The sequence below is a fragment of the Vibrio alginolyticus NBRC 15630 = ATCC 17749 genome, assembly GCF_000354175.2.
Classification (GTDB): domain Bacteria; phylum Pseudomonadota; class Gammaproteobacteria; order Enterobacterales; family Vibrionaceae; genus Vibrio; species Vibrio alginolyticus.
Map to the genome: position 1 here is coordinate 1222717 of NC_022359.1, position 15943 is coordinate 1238659.

Annotated in this window: 15 protein-coding genes and 1 pseudogene; 9 read left to right on the forward strand and 7 right to left on the reverse strand. The window is 43.4% G+C overall.

The window, feature by feature from the left end:
- Window positions 1-183 precede the first annotated feature (183 nt).
- From N646_RS20690 to N646_RS20705, 4 genes and pseudogenes are all read left to right on the forward strand, one after another.
- Window positions 184-1044, forward strand: a complete 861-nt coding sequence (locus tag N646_RS20690) for an immunity 49 family protein (protein ID WP_017820972.1) — start codon at window positions 184-186, stop codon at window positions 1042-1044.
- 52 nt (window positions 1045-1096) lie between these two features.
- Window positions 1097-1321 (forward strand): annotated as a pseudogene (locus tag N646_RS20695) (Low-specificity L-threonine aldolase); the annotation flags it as partial.
- Between the two features lie 82 nt (window positions 1322-1403).
- Window positions 1404-1664 carry a DUF5062 family protein gene (locus N646_RS20700; protein ID WP_005376453.1) on the forward strand — a complete coding sequence of 87 codons (261 nt, stop codon included), beginning with the start codon at window positions 1404-1406 and terminating at the stop codon, window positions 1662-1664.
- Window positions 1665-1887: 223 nt separating this feature from the next.
- The gene (locus N646_RS20705) at window positions 1888-2382 is read left to right on the forward strand and encodes a YcxB family protein (RefSeq protein ID WP_005388773.1); all 495 of its coding nucleotides are present in this window, start codon (window positions 1888-1890) and stop codon (window positions 2380-2382) included.
- Window positions 2383-2501: 119 nt separating this feature from the next.
- Here the strand turns inward: N646_RS20705 and N646_RS20710 are convergent, their stop codons facing one another.
- From N646_RS20710 to N646_RS20720, 3 genes are all read right to left on the reverse strand, one after another.
- The gene (locus N646_RS20710; RefSeq protein ID WP_005376444.1) at window positions 2502-3242 is read right to left on the reverse strand and encodes a helix-turn-helix domain-containing protein; all 741 of its coding nucleotides are present in this window, start codon (window positions 3240-3242) and stop codon (window positions 2502-2504) included.
- Window positions 3243-3346: 104 nt separating this feature from the next.
- Window positions 3347-3808 (reverse strand): carboxymuconolactone decarboxylase family protein, encoded by a 462-nt coding sequence (locus tag N646_RS20715; RefSeq protein ID WP_005376442.1) that lies wholly within the window; start codon window positions 3806-3808, stop codon window positions 3347-3349.
- Between the two features lie 196 nt (window positions 3809-4004).
- Window positions 4005-4916 (reverse strand): DMT family transporter, encoded by a 912-nt coding sequence (locus N646_RS20720; protein WP_005388780.1) that lies wholly within the window; start codon window positions 4914-4916, stop codon window positions 4005-4007.
- Window positions 4917-5009: 93 nt separating this feature from the next.
- Here N646_RS20720 and N646_RS20725 point away from each other — a divergent pair, with 93 nt between their 5' ends.
- The 3 genes from N646_RS20725 (at window position 5010) to N646_RS20735 (ending at window position 7661) form a co-directional block, all read left to right on the forward strand.
- The gene (locus N646_RS20725; RefSeq protein WP_005376440.1) at window positions 5010-5915 is read left to right on the forward strand and encodes a LysR family transcriptional regulator; all 906 of its coding nucleotides are present in this window, start codon (window positions 5010-5012) and stop codon (window positions 5913-5915) included.
- Window positions 5916-6181: 266 nt separating this feature from the next.
- On the forward strand, window positions 6182-7009 hold the full coding sequence (locus N646_RS20730; protein ID WP_172462914.1) for an MBL fold metallo-hydrolase: 828 nt from the start codon (window positions 6182-6184) through the stop codon (window positions 7007-7009).
- Between the two features lie 250 nt (window positions 7010-7259).
- Window positions 7260-7661 carry a VOC family protein gene (locus tag N646_RS20735; RefSeq protein ID WP_005388788.1) on the forward strand — a complete coding sequence of 134 codons (402 nt, stop codon included), beginning with the start codon at window positions 7260-7262 and terminating at the stop codon, window positions 7659-7661.
- 241 nt (window positions 7662-7902) lie between these two features.
- On the opposite strand, the gene gcvP is transcribed toward N646_RS20735, so the two are convergent.
- The 3 genes from gcvP to N646_RS20750 form a co-directional block, all read right to left on the reverse strand.
- Window positions 7903-10767, reverse strand: coding sequence for an aminomethyl-transferring glycine dehydrogenase (gcvP, locus tag N646_RS20740; RefSeq protein ID WP_017820968.1), 2865 nt, complete (start codon window positions 10765-10767; stop codon window positions 7903-7905).
- Window positions 10768-10893: 126 nt separating this feature from the next.
- Complete coding sequence (gene gcvH / locus N646_RS20745; RefSeq protein ID WP_005376432.1) at window positions 10894-11274, reverse strand: glycine cleavage system protein GcvH; 381 nt, start codon at window positions 11272-11274, stop codon at window positions 10894-10896.
- A gap of 53 nt (window positions 11275-11327) precedes the next feature.
- Window positions 11328-12623 (reverse strand): serine hydroxymethyltransferase, encoded by a 1296-nt coding sequence (locus N646_RS20750; protein WP_005376430.1) that lies wholly within the window; start codon window positions 12621-12623, stop codon window positions 11328-11330.
- A 379-nt stretch (window positions 12624-13002) separates the two neighbouring features.
- Between N646_RS20750 and N646_RS20755 the strand changes: the two genes are divergently transcribed.
- Together N646_RS20755 and gcvT are read left to right on the forward strand one after the other, a co-directional pair.
- Window positions 13003-13626 carry a helix-turn-helix domain-containing protein gene (locus tag N646_RS20755; RefSeq protein WP_005376429.1) on the forward strand — a complete coding sequence of 208 codons (624 nt, stop codon included), beginning with the start codon at window positions 13003-13005 and terminating at the stop codon, window positions 13624-13626.
- 260 nt (window positions 13627-13886) lie between these two features.
- A complete protein-coding gene (gcvT, locus tag N646_RS20760) occupies window positions 13887-15005 on the forward strand; it encodes a glycine cleavage system aminomethyltransferase GcvT (protein WP_017820967.1) in 1119 nt (372 codons plus the stop codon).
- A gap of 59 nt (window positions 15006-15064) precedes the next feature.
- Here the strand turns inward: gcvT and vdeR are convergent, their stop codons facing one another.
- Window positions 15065-15793, reverse strand: coding sequence for an efflux transporter transcriptional repressor VdeR (vdeR, locus tag N646_RS20765; protein WP_017820966.1), 729 nt, complete (start codon window positions 15791-15793; stop codon window positions 15065-15067).
- Window positions 15794-15943 lie beyond the last annotated feature (150 nt).

Genomic DNA, 15943 nt, shown 5'->3' on the forward strand with positions numbered 1-15943 from the left:
AAACAACTAACTGGACACAGGCGGCTTTTCGATTCATTTCAATTAAGTATTGCTTTTCGATATAAGATACTGATTATAAATTGATTTCATAAAACAACTTCGGCATCATTCAATGCTTGATTTTGAGGATGATTATCATCACGGCAAAAATTAGAACAACTTATAATGCGAGGCTAGGGAACGATGGAACCAATGAAAAATCACTATTTAGAGATACCTGAAGAAAGAAAATTGCGTATTTTTCGTGAAGAAGACGAACGTTTCTATAGTTTTTGGGAAAAAATGCTTGATGAAAAACAATCTTTTTATCAGCAACCTCTTAAAAGAATGAAAGGCGATGCTTGGGATTCGCTTGAGGCATTCTTCACCGCTTCCGAATTCGGACAACATCAGGCCTCGCCAGCTTACATAAAAAGGGCGCTTGAGTTACTGAATAACGTGTACTTGCTGGCCAATCATTCAGAGCAAGTTGTTGAATTCTCCGTTGGGCACCGACATTTTTCGGAAGTAGGTAACCGTTCTGTTGCAGGGGGAACGATGGATGCTTGGTTGGATGAAATCTGTTTAACGATGGCCGCGAGAGATTGGCGCGGCGTAGAGCTGATGACCATCATGGATGAGTCGTTAGTGCGTTTAAAAGATCCATTCGATGTTGCGCTAGTCGAGTTCGTTAACGGTGTATTTAGCAATTCATCAGCGTTACCTGAGTTATTGCAAACTGTGATGGAGAAATCTTCTCCGCAATACTTAGAATCAACCAGAGTGCCCTATGTACATTCTTTGTTTATTCCATTTGTGAATGTGTTTGTTGCCATTATCGATGGCGATGAGGCGCATTATCAAGAAGCACTGAGAGATGCGTTAGAGGCGCATTACCAGTTCTACATGAATGAAGATGTTCGTTATTCGCCAAAAGGGAATGTTTCTTTGAAACTGATTGGTCTTGCTGCATTGGCATACGATAAGTATGGCTGGACAATTCCAGAAACCGCATATTTGCCGAAATGGCTCGTTTACGGTGAACAGGATCTTTGTTCTAAATAAATCATTAATAGAACACCTTATGTAGTGTCTGCAGCAATGCCGTTCGGCAGCACCTCGAGCAAACATGTTGCACCTTATCCTGCCATTTAGCTGCGAAGAGTTGAAAGAACTCCAACACACGTTTGCCACGGAAAAGGGCATTTGGTTTGGTAACCCGCAAGTCACGGCACATCCAAATCAATCGATTGTTGAATGGTATATTGGTGACTACCTGCTCAATCTTGGTGATGACGAATTAAGGTCGTTTTTCAATCAGTTACTCGGTAAGAAGGCATAAACTTATCAATATGCGAGCTTACTAACACGCCATACGCGACACTTCATGTATTCTTAATTGAAGCGAAGAAGAGGATTTATCAATGTCAAAAAGCTCCAAACTTCACAATGAAGACAAACTGGTTAAGAAGGCACTAGAGATTGGTGGGAAGATGGCGAAGCTACAAGGCTTTGACCTTCCTCAGTCACCACAACCTCTAAGAGTAAAAGCGATTTACCTATTCTTGGTTGATGCCAAACAGATCACCCCATTACCGGAAAGCAAGCTAGACGGCGCAAGCATCAAACACCGACTGGCAGTCTGGATACACAGTGCATTGCCAGACAACGACCCTCTAAAGTAGAAAACCTCATAAGTCATATAGGTCATTAATTAACAAGGCGAGCCAAATGGTTCGCCTTGTTTGATCTTGGCGAGTGCACCGAGGTCTTCTAATGTTTCGTTATCATTGATTTACAAAACAGCATCAAAAGGGCTAAAGATAAAGCCAGAGAAGCGCTACAATGCTCGCGTTGCAAGAGTGCAACCAAGAATACTCATTTACAGAAGCCTTGAAGTAACCATACATGTCTAAAGATTTCGAATTCACTACAGAATACACACTCGACAAGCCATTTTTTGCTGAGTGTTATGATCAAACTAGCCAGCCAGTTAAGTTCCCGCAAGCGTATTTGAAAGGGATCCTCTTTCTAATTTTTGGTGTGGTTTTATTGGAGTTTGAACTGCTACCTAACGGTTACGTCGGTTGGTTCTTTATCGTATTGAGTGTGATTGAAGCGTGCAGCGTTTACTTCAAAAGAACTTGGTGGCTGTGGCGTCAAACCATCAGCTCAAGCCGCGGCAGTAAAGTGGTGTTTGAAGTGAATGCAGATGGCGTGCGCTACAAAAGCGGTAAAGTTGACCGCAGCCTCGCTTGGAATGAAATCGACCAACTCGAACAAACTGATTTGGGCTTTATCCTTCACCTTGGTAAACAACGCCAATACATCAGCAAATCTTGCTTAAACGAAGAAGTGATCGCGTTTATGGTAGAGCAGCACGCGGCATCAAAAGCGAGCTAACCAGCTCATATCAAGCTGGAATGAGCGTTCTAAAAAGTAGGTGATATATGATCGAACATTGTAGCAAGTATATCGTCGGTTCTGAATCAATTGGGTTTGATGTAGAAAGCTAATAAGGCTTAGAGGTTTCTCTTTCGGACATACTGCTTCGGTGTCATGCGCGCAATCTGCTTACACTCTCTAGTCATGTGTGCTTGATCGGAAAAACCTTGCTCCAGCGCCAATTCCGATAAAGTAAGATCGGGTTGCGCTCGGAGTTGCTCTAAAGTGTGCTTCACTCGTTTAATGCGTTGGTAATGTTTAGGAGTAATCCCCAACCATTTCTGAAAATTGCGCTCTCTCTGGCGCTGACTGATGGTCCCTGTAGGTTGTTCAATAATGTGGCCGACATACTGCGGTTCATATTCCTCAATCAGTGTTTGAACCCAGCGATATAACGTAGAAATCCTTGCATATGGCGAACGCGCTGTTTGCAGAGACTCAAATGTTGCTAGCGCAGAAGAAGCCAAAGGGTGGTCGTCTTGAATCCGCAATAGCTGTTCTAGACGTTTACCAAATAGTTGATAACCAACAGCAGGATGAAAGCGTACGCCAGTCATCACCGCGCCTGGCGGTAGGCAGACCTGATGTGCGAGAATGCTTATAGGCAGTAGGACAACCCCCGGCGTTTGCCACTCACCATCCATTTGTACTTCATTCTGTAAAATGAATACCACACCTGTACCAGCATCACTGAGTAATTGTTTACGTACGGTTTGCGTCGTATCAGGTTTGACGGATGCTGACCAAATGGCTTGAACATAGCCAGCTAAAGCCTTTTGAGGTTTTAAAATATCAAATTCTAAGTTCAAATGAATCATCCTATTTAACCTCAACTTAAATGAGAAAGTGATACACATGTACTTTTCATCATATAAAGTTGAGGCATAAGCAGTGGCTTACAAGTAAGAACCGTCAAATAGAATTATCGAGGTTTATAGACTCCAACCTTTGGCTTAAATGCCTTAACTATTCGGTTCCAACTATTGATCGCGTTGATCGCAATTGTTAGGTTGACCATAGCTTCTTCTCCAAAGGTATTCAAGGTCAGCTGATAGGTATCATCATCTACTGGTAGGCCAGCAGTTAGTAATTCAGCCCAGCCAAGCGCAACGTGTTCTGCATCGCTGTAGAATGGCATATCTTTCCATGCACTAAGCCCCCATATGCGTTCCGGCTTTTCACCTAACTTAAGCGCATCTTTACTATGCATGTCGATACAAAATGCACATTGATTGATTTGCGATATGCGTAACTTAACCAGTTCCCATATGATCATGTTCATAGTTTCTGATTGGCTAAATTGTTCATGGAAGTAAGCTTCCTGAGCGTATAGGATTTCTATTGCTTTTGGCGCTACTTCAATATAGTTGAGTCGTTTTTTCATGGTCATTCTCCTCTGTTTTTTACATAGTAAAAAACGCTCTTAGCAAAAGATTGAAGATTTTCGACATGCACTCAATAAAATTAGATAAAAGAGTGAACGACGAAAGCGAAAAGTGTACCTATTGGAAACCAAGAAAACTTATGCCAATTAACAAAGTATTGCTCTAAATAATGCGACTTAAGGTTGGCGTCTATTTTTACTCCACCACCTTCCGTAAACGAGCAAAAGGTGCTGAGTTACCTATATACACACCAGCCGCAACGATAAAGACGCCTAAAACATTTTCCCATTGAGCCTGCTCACCAGAAATGAACGAAATCAGTAGAGTGAATACCGGCATAATATTAAATAATGGAGACATCTTATCTGGACCAAGAACGATAGCGCCTTTCATCCAAAAGTAATAAGCAATCAAAGTTCCAAACAGGCTCATGTAAGCTATTAATGCTAGGTCTTTAAATGTTATGGCATTTAAGCTACGGCTAAAGTCGCCGTGGTACATCGCTATAGCGACCATTTGAATGGCACCAATACTTAACACCCAACGTAACTGCTGAGTTACTGGGATATGAGATGTTAAACGCTTCGCTAGAATTGTGTATAAACACCCACTAATTAAAGCAAATAACATGTATAGATCACCAATATTACTATTGCTGCTAATAGAATGAATATTTCCCCCTGTAATGACGATTACCACTCCACAAAAGCTGATTAGTGCACCTAAAATAGTTTTAACCGAAATGGAAGTTTTGAGAATAAAGCCCGACAACAAGATAGTGACAAGTGGTAGGTTTGCCTGAACAACCGCTGCGTTAACTGGGGTAGTAAATCTCATTGCAGAGAAAATAGAGAAGTTTTGGATAGTTACACCCACGGTTGCTATAACAAACAACGACAACATACTTTTTCGTGTGAGTTTGGCTCCATATGGAGAGCGTTTAGTACCTCTTATCAGTAAGAGTATTAAAGCTGCAACGGAAAATCGTAACGTCGCTGAATCCAAAGGAGAGACATCGCTATTAATAGCCTTTATTACGTTAAAGTTACTAGACCAAAAAAAGATAGCGACAACAACACCGCACCAAATTGATAAATGCTTAGACATAGATCTTCCTGATAAAAATTAACTTGACGCGATAATGCTATATATTTCATATTTGATTTTTAATAGCCAAATTTAAGAGGGTTAATCCCAAATATGGAACGTCACTCTTTGGATGATCTTTTGTTATTCGTTTCTGTTGCTCGCTATCAAAGCCTAACACAAGCATCTGAGCGTCTTAATGTCCCGTTAGCCACGCTAAGCCGGAAGTTAAAAAGGCTGGAAACAAACTTAAATTGCAGACTATTTAACCGCAGTGCACACCACTTTGCGTTAACAACTGATGGCGAAAAATATTATCAACTCTGTGAGCCGTTACTTCTTAGCTTAAATAATGTGACATCGAGAATTGCGACTGAGCGTCAGTCTTTAAGCGGAACGATCAAAATATCAGCGCCAATTAACATGACACAGATGTGGTTAAAGCGGTGCGTTTATGAATTTGCAGAGCAACATCCGAAGATATGTATCGATTTAGATGTACAGAATGAAAAAATCAATCTTGTATCTAACCGTGTCGATGTTAGTTTTCGTCTTGGTGATCTTATTGAACAAGACTGGATTGCTCAGAAATTATGGTCGATTCCATTTGCGCTTTGTGCATCACGAAGCTATTTAGAACAACACCAACCGATTACCCATCCAGAACAACTTGTTCATCATCGCCTAATTACGGTAAACAACGACAGCCAATGGAAATTAGTTAATCAAATCACCAATGAAACATTTGATCATCCGCTAAAGTTTCAATTCACTTCAAATGATGTACTGCTAGTTAGAGACGCCGTCATCCATGGTTTAGGAATTGCGTGGATTCCAACCTATTACTTTCATGAGCTAAATCATGATCAACATAACCTGCTGCCTTTGTTGCCAGAATGGCAATGCTCGGGTAAAGAAGTATTCATTATGTATCGAGACCGCGATAAAAGGCCTGCAAGAGTTGATGCATTTATTGAACATGTCTTAAATTGGAAAAATCGCATTCAAATGTTTGCTTGAAAGAGGTTTATCACATTGTGCTGTGCCGGTAACCTCAATTGAAGCTTCATGACTCTGCTTCAATTGAGTTCATTTATTTAACCTCTAAAAGAATCATGAATACATAGGCAGTTAATGGGATTCGAGTTTACAAGTGATTCGGTCAGCTAAAACTAAAGCTAAGTAGAAAGTATTTGCAGTTGTATTTGCGTCTGAAAATCGTTTAGAGCTTTCTCATCCGCGAGGTTCTATAAGAAATTATTAAGGATATATTTGTGTGTGATTTCGTGAAAAAAATTGTTGTAGGTTTACTTTTAAGTGCTTCGTCTTTTGCTTCTTTAAGTCAATATGTTCCAGCAATGAATGATAAGAACGGTTATGTAGAACCATTTCAAATGTTTGATAATGTCTATTATGTAGGAGACAAGTGGGTCTCATCATATGCCATTGCTACAGACGACGGACTGGTTATCATTGATACGCTTGATTTCCCTTACTCTGAGTGGATACCTATCAACCTAGAAAAGCTAGGGCTAAAAGATAAGCCAATAACGCACATATTGGTAACTCATGGGCATTCTGACCATGTTGGAGGCGCCCAGTTACTTCAAGAGAAGTATGGTTCCAAAGTTGTGATGACCAAAAGCGCTCATGAACTATCTATACAGCAATCAAACAAAAGCGAAGGTGAGAACAAGTTCCTTCCTCCAAATTTAGACATAGAGATAAAAAGCGATAGCTCTATGGCTATTGGTGGACATGAGTTTAAGTTCTATCTCACACCTGGCCACACGGAAGGTGATTATTCCTTAGACTTCGCTGTTGAAGATAATGGCGAACAATATCGTGCTTTTATCGTTGGTGGGCATAGCGTAAGTAGCAATGATCCAGAAGTTATTGGCCAGTTCCTGACTAGCATGGAGAAAATTAGAAAAATTTCACTACAGGCACCTATTGTGAACGTTAACCTTTCGAACCATCCACATAAAAATTTCCTTTTTGAAAATAGGAAGAAGCTCGGCACAAGCGGTAACCCGTTTATCAGTGAGGCAAACTTCTTCATGTTCCTTAAGCAACAAGAAGATTTAGCTAAGGGAAAACTAGAAGAACTATAATACCATGGTATACGAGCAGCCTTCGTTATTAGGTTAGAGGTTTACTCTTGAGTTATAGCTAAGGCTTTAATAAGTTGCTCAATCAAGATTCGACACTGGTGGCAGCTATATTGTTTGTCGGTTCTAGTGACAAAGGCGCTGTGCGTAAACATTCGTATTGTGTGCCTTAAACCTTTGCAAGGCGTTACGTGCTTTCTGGAAAAGTCTCAAAATAGCGTACAATTAGCGTTTTGACACAGCGGAAATCATCATGGCCAAAACTGTTCAGCAGCAAATCGGAAACATTGCTCTAGTCGTTGAAAATTACGACGATGCTATCGAGTTCTATACTCAAAAACTTCAATTCACTCTGGTTGAAGATACCAACCTAGGTGGTGGTAAACGCTGGGTTCAAGTTTCTCCTCCAAACTCCAATGGTACAAACCTACTTTTAGCTCAAGCGAGTACACCGGAGCAAACGCATGCAGTAGGAAATCAAACAGGTGGTCGTGTTTTCCTGTTTCTGCAAACTAATGATTTTTGGCGTGACTACGAGTTGATGAAGAAAAATGGTGTTGTATTTAATGAAGAGCCTCGTGTGGAAGAATACGGGACAGTGGTGGTGTTCCAAGATCTCTATGGTAATAAATGGGACTTACTGCAACTGAACTAGAAACTACATAGCACCTGCATAGCATAGTGTTCATGAGGAGTTTCCAACAAGCCTTTAAGGCTCTGAGATATTAGTGCTAATTCAAAGGTTCTCAGAAGTTACTGTATTTCTAAATCACTTTTGTGCAAACAATAACTAGCCATCATTCCTTCTCGATGTATCAACAAGTGTTAGGGCGGCACACCAAAAACAAAAAGGCGAACCAAACGGTTCGCCTTTGTCGATTTAGAGACTACAAAAATTAATCTTCGTAGTTATCGATGCTTGGGCATGAACAGATTAGGTTACGGTCACCGTATACGTTATCCACGCGATTTACCGTTGGCCAGTACTTCCAAGATTTGGTCGCTTTAGACGGGAAGCAGCCAATCTCGCGAGAGTAAGGGCGGTCCCAATCTTCAGCTGAAAGATCAACTTGTGTGTGTGGCGCGTTAACAAGTGGGTTGTTATCCAGTGGCCATTCACCGTTTTTCACTTTCTCCATTTCTTCGCGGATAGCGATCATCGCATCACAGAAGCGGTCCAGCTCTTCTAGATCTTCCGATTCCGTTGGCTCAACCATTAGCGTGCCCGCTACAGGGAACGACATAGTTGGTGCGTGGAAACCGTAGTCCATTAGACGCTTCGCGATGTCTTCTTCGCTGATACCTGTTTCTTCTTTCAGCGGACGAATGTCGATAATACATTCGTGCGCTACGCGGCCATTTTTGCCACGGTAAAGAACAGGGTAGTGTTGGCGAAGTGTTTCCATCACGTAGTTTGCGTTCAGAATTGCTACTTTTGTAGCATCTGTTAAGCCAGCTTCGCCCATCATTGCGATGTAAGCCCAAGAGATAGGCAGGATAGAAGCGCTACCCATATCTGCTGCTGATACTGCGAAATCTGCGCCTTCTACACCGTCTTCAATATGCCCTGGTAAGAAAGGAGCTAGGTGAGATTTCACACCGATAGGACCCATACCCGGACCGCCACCACCGTGCGGGATGCAGAAGGTTTTGTGTAGGTTTAGGTGAGAAACGTCTGAACCGATGAAGCCTGGTGATGTTAGACCAACCTGCGCGTTCATGTTAGCGCCGTCTAGGTAAACCTGACCACCAGCGGCATGAACCATTTCACACACTTCTTTCACTTTCTCTTCGTAAACGCCGTGCGTAGAAGGGTAAGTGATCATAATGCTTGATAGGTTGTCTTTGTGTTTCTCGATTTTCGCTGCTAGGTCGTCGATGTCGATGTTGCCTTCTTCATCACACTTAACCACAACCACTTTCATTGACACCATAGATGCTGTCGCAGGGTTAGTACCGTGCGCAGAGCTTGGGATCAAACATACGTTGCGGTGACCTTCGCCACGGCTTTCGTGGTAGCGTTGAATCGCGATAAGACCTGCGTACTCACCCGATGCACCAGAGTTTGGTTGTAGTGAGAATGCGTCATAGCCAGTGATTTCACATAGCTTTTCTTTAAGGTCTTTTGCGAGTGCAGCGTAACCAGCTGCTTGTTCTGCTGGTGCGAACGGGTGGATCGAACCAAACTCAGGCCAAGTTACTGGAATCATCTCTGCTGCTGCGTTCAGCTTCATCGTACAGCTGCCCAGTGGGATCATGCCGTGCGTGAGTGAGAAGTCTTTGTTCTCTAGCTGTTTTAGGTAACGCATCATCTGTGTTTCGCTGTGGTGCGTGTTAAACACAGGGTGTGTTAGATATTCTGTTGTGCGGCGCAATGCTTCTGGAATGGCTGCAAACTCGTTGCCTGCGATTTCAGTTGATAGTGCTGCGACTTCTTCTTTCACACCGAATACTGCGAATAGGGCTTCTACATCTGCCACGGTTGTGGTTTCGTCGAAGCTCACACCTAGCTGAGTACCCAACTTACGTAGGTTGATGTCTGCGGCTAGTGCTTTCGCGTATAGGTCTTCAGTTTGTGCACCTGTGTTGATAGTGATGGTGTCGAAGAAGCTGTTGTGAGCAAGCTCGAAGCCGCCTTTAGTTAGGCCAGCGGCTAGGATGGCTGTCATGTGGTGCGTACGACGAGCAATCGTGCGTAGACCTTCTGCGCCGTGGTAAACCGCGTAGAAAGACGCCATGTTCGCTAGCAGTGCTTGAGCAGTACAGATGTTTGATGTCGCTTTTTCACGACGGATGTGCTGTTCACGCGTTTGCATTGCCATACGCAGTGCTTGGTTACCATTGGTATCGATAGAAACACCGATAACACGACCAGGCATTGTACGCTTGTGCTTATCACGCGTTGCCATGAAAGCAGCGTGTGGACCGCCGTAACCCATCGGCACACCAAAACGTTGTGCTGAACCGATTGCTACGTCTGCGCCCATTTCACCTGCAGGTTTAAGTAGGGTAGAAGCAAGAAGGTCCGTTGCTACAGTCACTAGTGTTTTGTTTGCTTGCGCTTTAGCGATGATGTCCGTTAGGTCACGAACTTCACCTGTTGTACTTGGGTACTGAACTAGTGCGCCGAACACGTCTTGCTCTGGTAGTGATTCTAAAGAACCAACCAAGACTTCAAAGCCGATGAATTTCGCACGAGTTTTTACCACTTCGATGGTTTGTGGGTGAACGTCGTCAGCAACGAAGAATACGTTGCTCTTGCTTTTACCCGCACGCTTACAAAGTGTCATCGCTTCTGCTGCTGCCGTTGCTTCATCGAGCAATGACGCGTTCGCGATTTCCATACCAGTAAGATCCATCACCATTTGTTGGTAGTTTAGAAGTGCTTCTAAACGACCTTGTGAGATCTCTGGTTGGTAAGGGGTGTAAGCAGTGTACCAGCCCGGGTTTTCCATCACGTTGCGTAGAATCACGTTCGGCGTGAAGGTGTTGTAGTAACCCTGACCAATGAATGTACGTTTAACTTGGTTCTGATCGGCGAACTTACGCATGGCTGCCAGCATGTCTGCTTCGCTTTTCGCTTCTGCCAAGCTCATTGGTTGCTCTAGGCGAATTTGTGCTGGTACGGTTTCGTCGATAAGCGAATCTAGGCTAACTGCGTTGATCGCTTCCAACATTTTCTGTTGGTCAGATTTGTTTGGTCCATTGTGGCGAGCAACGAACTCGTTTTGTGTGCTGAGGCTTTGAAGTAATTCAGTCATTGTCCTTTACCTACTCCTTGGTTCGGGTAACGGATTTGCGTTACTGATAAATTAAATTATACGTCCGAACCTAGAAAAAAAGCTGTTCTCTAAACAGGCTAGGGAACAGCTTTCGTCACATCCTAATTACTCTTCTTCGATAGAGTTTAGGTATTCGTCTGCGTCTTTCAGGTTATCTAGTTCAGATACATCAGACATCTTCACTTTTACGATCCAGCCACCTTCGTACGGCTCTTCGTTAATTAGCTCTGGGCTGTCTTCTAGTTCTTCATTGATTTCTACGATTTCACCAGTGATTGGTGCGTAGATGTCTGACGCTGCTTTTACAGATTCAACGAGAGAGAAGCTTTCACCTGCTTCAACTTCGTCTTCTACGTCTGGTAGGTCAACGAATACCACGTCACCTAGCATTTCTTGTGCATGCTCAGAAATACCAATTGTTACTGTGCCGTCACCGTTGTCACGTACCCACTCGTGGCTATCTGCAAACTTCAGTGTTTTGTCCATTGCTTAATCTCCGAATAACTTGTCAGGAATTATTATGATTTCAAAAAAATCGTTTACTGGTATAGAGGAAAGCGACTGCAAAGTTCTTTTACTTCTTTGCGAACGCGTTTTTCAACTTCTGCGTCACCTTCAGGGTTGTTCACTAAACCGTCCAGTACGTCACCAATCCAATTACCGATGAGTTTGAATTCTTCAGCGCCAAAGCCGCGGCTTGTACCCGCAGGCGTTCCTAAACGGATGCCCGATGTAATCATAGGCTTCTCTGTATCGAATGGGATGCCATTTTTGTTACATGTGATCCCAGCACGCTCTAGAGCTTCTTCTGCTTTATTGCCTTTCAACCCTTTCGGACGAAGGTCAACCAGCATTAGGTGCGTGTCTGTGCCACCAGTTACGATGTCGCAACCGCGAGTTTGCAATACTTCCGCTAGGACTTTTGCGTTATTGATCACCGAATCAATATAAGTTTTAAATTCAGGGCCAAGCGCTTCACCAAATGCGACCGCTTTGGCTGCGATAACGTGCATCAGTGGGCCACCTTGTAGGCCAGGGAATACGGCTGAGTTGATTTTCTTAATGATGTCTTCGTGGTTAGTAAGAATCATACCGCCGCGAGGGCCACGCAATGTTTTGTGTGTTGTAGTCGTAACAACGTGTGCGTGTGGCAATGGGCTAGGGTGTGCGCCTGTTGCGATAAGACCAGCGATGTGCGCCATGTCGACCATAAGAATTGCATTTACTTCGTCTGCGATTTCACGGAATTTTGCAAAGTCGATAGTACGTGGAATAGCGCTACCACCTGCGATGATCATTTTAGGTTGGTGCTCAAGTGCTAGCTCACGAACATCTTCGTAGTTAATTTCTAGTGTTTCGCGATCAACACCGTATTGAACTGCATTAAACCATTTACCAGAAAGTGCAGGGCGTGCGCCGTGCGTCAGGTGACCACCTGCGTCTAAAGACATACCAAGAATGGTGTCACCAGGTTGAAGCAGTGCCAGCTTTACTGCGCCGTTTGCTTGTGCCCCTGAGTGTGGTTGAACGTTTGCGTATTCACAATTGAAAAGTTTTTTTGCGCGTTCGATAGCAATGGCTTCCACTGTATCTACGTGCTCACAACCACCATAGTAACGACGACCTGGGTAACCTTCAGCGTATTTGTTTGTTAGGCATGTGCCTTGAGCTTGCATTACCGCTTTAGAAACAATGTTCTCGGAAGCGATAAGTTCGATTTGTTCGTTTTGGCGAGCGGATTCCGCTTGAATTCCAGCAAAGACAGCATCATCTGTCGCAGAGAGGTTGGTAGAGAAAAAGTTTTCCAAGCTGTGGTTAGGGTAACTCTTATTCATGGTAGTTGACCTTCCAAATCTGAAAATGAACCCGCAATAGATGAGTTATGATTTGCGGTTGTGGTTCATTTGTCCTCAAAAACAGCTGAACTGCGTAGCAGAACAGAGTGAACATCCGGCCCTAAATTTGGGCAAAAACTCCGTTGGATTGCGTGTTTCCTTTACCAATCTCTTACGGAAATATGCATCTCTACATCTAACAAGTTGGTAACATAGCGCCTGTGACGGGAACAATCAACCAAAAATTTCCTATAGGAAACAAGATTTCAAAATTTGTTAACAAGAGCACGGTTTAATTCACTTGGTGGACTTCTATCCACTATGTGCTTCATGCACAATGCGAGTAAGACAAAAAATATGGATATCTATAGAGGGATTTATGGCAGAAAGTATTTACGATGAATACCCATCGATGACGTTGGCAAAAGAGCAACATGACCAAAATATTGAGCCGTTAAAACTGGGCCAGCGTATTAAGGATATCCGCTCGAAACTCGGTATCACATTAGAAGAGGCCAGTCAGCGAACCGGGCTTGCTCGATCTACACTGAGCAAAATAGAAAATGAGCAGATCTCCCCGACGTTTCAAGCGATGCAAAAATTGGCACTAGGCTTACAAATTGACATGCCACAACTCTTTGAGCCACCTAGAAAAAAGGTAGCGACAGGGCGTAGGGATGTTACCAAGAAGAATGAAGGTAAACCACACCCAACACAAACTTATGAACATGAACTGCTCGCGACACAACTTTCCAATAAGAAAATGATGCCGTTTAAGAGCCAAATTCGAGCTCGTAGTTTTGATGAATATAAAGACTGGGTTCGTCATGATGGCGAAGAATTTCTGCTTATCTTATCTGGTGAGGTCATGTTCTATTCTGAGTTTTACGAACCTGTTGTTTTAAGCGAGGGAGACAGCGTTTATTACGATGCAAATATGGGACATATGTTGACCAGTGTTAGCGAGGAAGATGCGCTCATTTTGTGGGTGACAGCCAAATAGTGATAAATACTTGTAAATTTCCTATAGTGAAAGCAAACGATTGCTGTTGGTGGTCGTTATGATGAAAAGGCGCTTTTTTGATGAGAACTTGCTCATTAAAGCGCTTTTTTTGTACGATTTGTTGTGATTAAAATGTTAAGAGTCACACTTTTGCAAGTCGATCTACGTCTTGTTCGTGCAAAATAGAATGAGCCATGTTTATTATTGGAAACACATCGAATGCCGATAGCATTCTCGGGTCTATCTAAATGGAGACGAAAATGACTCAAGAACTACTGAAAACACCACTACACGCACTTCACGTTGAAGTTGGTGCCAAAATGGTCCCGTTCGCGGGTTACGATATGCCTGTTCAGTATCCTCTAGGCGTAAAGAAGGAACACTTACATACTCGTGATGCGGCAGGTCTGTTTGACGTTTCTCACATGGGACAGCTTCGCCTAATTGGTGACGGTGCAGCTGCGTTCCTAGAAACATTAGTTCCAGTGGATATTGTGGATCTTGAGTCTGGTAAACAGCGTTACGCTTTTTTCACTAATGAAGAGGGCGGCATCATGGACGACTTGATGGTGGCTAACCTAGGCGATCATCTGTTTGTGGTTGTGAACGCAGCATGTAAAGCGCAAGATATCGCACACCTACAAGCGCATTTACCATCTGGTGTTGAGCTAGAAATTATCGAAGACCGAGCTCTACTTGCAATCCAAGGCCCTAAAGCGGCGGCTGTATTGGCGCGTTTTGCACCAGAAGTTTCTGAAATGCTGTTCATGGATATTCGTAAAGTCGATATTTTAGGCGCCGAGTGCATTGTTTCTCGTAGTGGTTATACAGGCGAAGACGGTTACGAAATTTCGGTTCCTGCTGACAAAGCGGAAGAGCTAGCACGGAAACTGACTGCGGAAGATGAAGTTGAATGGATTGGCCTTGGTGCTCGTGATTCGCTTCGTCTTGAGTGTGGCCTTTGTCTATACGGTCATGACCTAGACACAACAACAACACCTGTTGAAGCGAGCTTGCTATGGGGTATCCAAAAAGTTCGTCGTATTGGTGGTGAACGTGAAGGTGGTTTCCCTGGCGCAGACATTATTCTTAAGCAGATTGAGACTAAAGATGTGGCGCGTAAGCGTGTGGGTCTAGTAGGTCAAACCAAAGCGCCAGTGCGTGAAGGTGTTGAACTGTTTGATGCTGACGGCGTTAAAATTGGCGTTGTAACCAGTGGTACGGCGGGCCCGAATGCAGGTAAGCCAGTCTCAATGGGGTATGTTCGTGCGGATTTGGCGGCGATTGGTACTGAAGTGTTCGCTGAAGTGCGTGGCAAAATGCTACCAATGACAGTTGAAAAAATGCCGTTCGTACCACAACGCTACTACCGTGGTTAAAACGAATTGAAACAAAAATGCCGAGCTTTGTAGCTCGGCATTTTTTCGCTTGTTTGCTTTTAGTTTACTGCTTCATCAATAGTACAGCACATATCAATAACGATATCTTCAAGCTTTTCCGGATGAATCATCTCTTCTTTTGCGATCCCAAATTGAGAGGCCATAATGGTATTAAACAATTCCCAATGCTTGATCAGCAGTTTTTCGCGATTATCTGCAATATCCGGCCATGTTTCTTGCATCATTGGCGCGAGACTGACAGCACCATGTGCGAAGATCAACATTTGCCACTTTGATTCCCACTGATCAAATTGTGCATTAGGGTTTTCGCTGTTGTACTGCTCGAAAATTCCGGTAAATATTGCAGCGAACTCATCTTTTGACTTTAAGAAATACTGCAGTAGAGCACCGTCATCGCCTTGTCGAATGGCATCGGCGATCATCTGTACTGGATGAGGATTGACGAGAGCAAATGCTAGCATGCGAACCATAAACAGATAAATTTTTCTATTCGAAGGTGTGTTCTCCGGCATTTCATTGATGAGTTCAGCCATATAGCACTGCATGAACTCGTCCATTGCATCGCTAACCGCTTGCCAGATTTTCTCTTTGCTGCCGAAGTGGTGACGGATCAAACTATGTGAAACACCAGCCTTTTCACTGATATTGCGCAGCGAGACACGCTCGTAACCAAGTTCACAAAACATATCTGCTGCCACTTTAAGGATCAGACACTTAGTTTGTTCTGCTGCTTCAGCACTTCTACGCCCCTGCTTTCTTTCATTCATAGTTCGAATTTTCCCGAATATTAATCACGCGCTTACTTTTACCAGAAACCGAACGCTTTGACTAATTAATTTGCTATCCACCTGGAAAATATGTTGATCAATTTCAAATTCTGCTTATACTGCACGGCTGTGTAATATATAAAACCTACG

Bases quoted from the DNA above. Each gene is read 5' to 3' on its own strand.
- N646_RS20725 (WP_005376440.1), top strand. From the start codon at position 5,010: ATGGAACGTCACTCTTTGGATGATCTTTTGTTATTCGTTTCTGTTGCT.
- N646_RS20735 (WP_005388788.1), top strand. From the start codon at position 7,260: ATGGCCAAAACTGTTCAGCAGCAAATCGGAAACATTGCTCTAGTCGTT.
- vdeR (WP_017820966.1), bottom strand. From the start codon at position 15,793: ATGAATGAAAGAAAGCAGGGGCGTAGAAGTGCTGAAGCAGCAGAACAA.
- N646_RS20750 (WP_005376430.1), bottom strand. From the start codon at position 12,623: ATGAATAAGAGTTACCCTAACCACAGCTTGGAAAACTTTTTCTCTACC.
- gcvH (WP_005376432.1), bottom strand. From the start codon at position 11,274: ATGGACAAAACACTGAAGTTTGCAGATAGCCACGAGTGGGTACGTGAC.
- gcvT (WP_017820967.1), top strand. From the start codon at position 13,887: ATGACTCAAGAACTACTGAAAACACCACTACACGCACTTCACGTTGAA.
- N646_RS20690 (WP_017820972.1), top strand. From the start codon at position 184: ATGGAACCAATGAAAAATCACTATTTAGAGATACCTGAAGAAAGAAAA.
- N646_RS20755 (WP_005376429.1), top strand. From the start codon at position 13,003: ATGGCAGAAAGTATTTACGATGAATACCCATCGATGACGTTGGCAAAA.
- N646_RS20710 (WP_005376444.1), bottom strand. From the start codon at position 3,242: ATGATTCATTTGAACTTAGAATTTGATATTTTAAAACCTCAAAAGGCT.
- N646_RS20700 (WP_005376453.1), top strand. From the start codon at position 1,404: ATGTCAAAAAGCTCCAAACTTCACAATGAAGACAAACTGGTTAAGAAG.
- N646_RS20705 (WP_005388773.1), top strand. From the start codon at position 1,888: ATGTCTAAAGATTTCGAATTCACTACAGAATACACACTCGACAAGCCA.
- N646_RS20715 (WP_005376442.1), bottom strand. From the start codon at position 3,808: ATGAAAAAACGACTCAACTATATTGAAGTAGCGCCAAAAGCAATAGAA.
- gcvP (WP_017820968.1), bottom strand. From the start codon at position 10,767: ATGACTGAATTACTTCAAAGCCTCAGCACACAAAACGAGTTCGTTGCT.
- N646_RS20720 (WP_005388780.1), bottom strand. From the start codon at position 4,916: ATGTCTAAGCATTTATCAATTTGGTGCGGTGTTGTTGTCGCTATCTTT.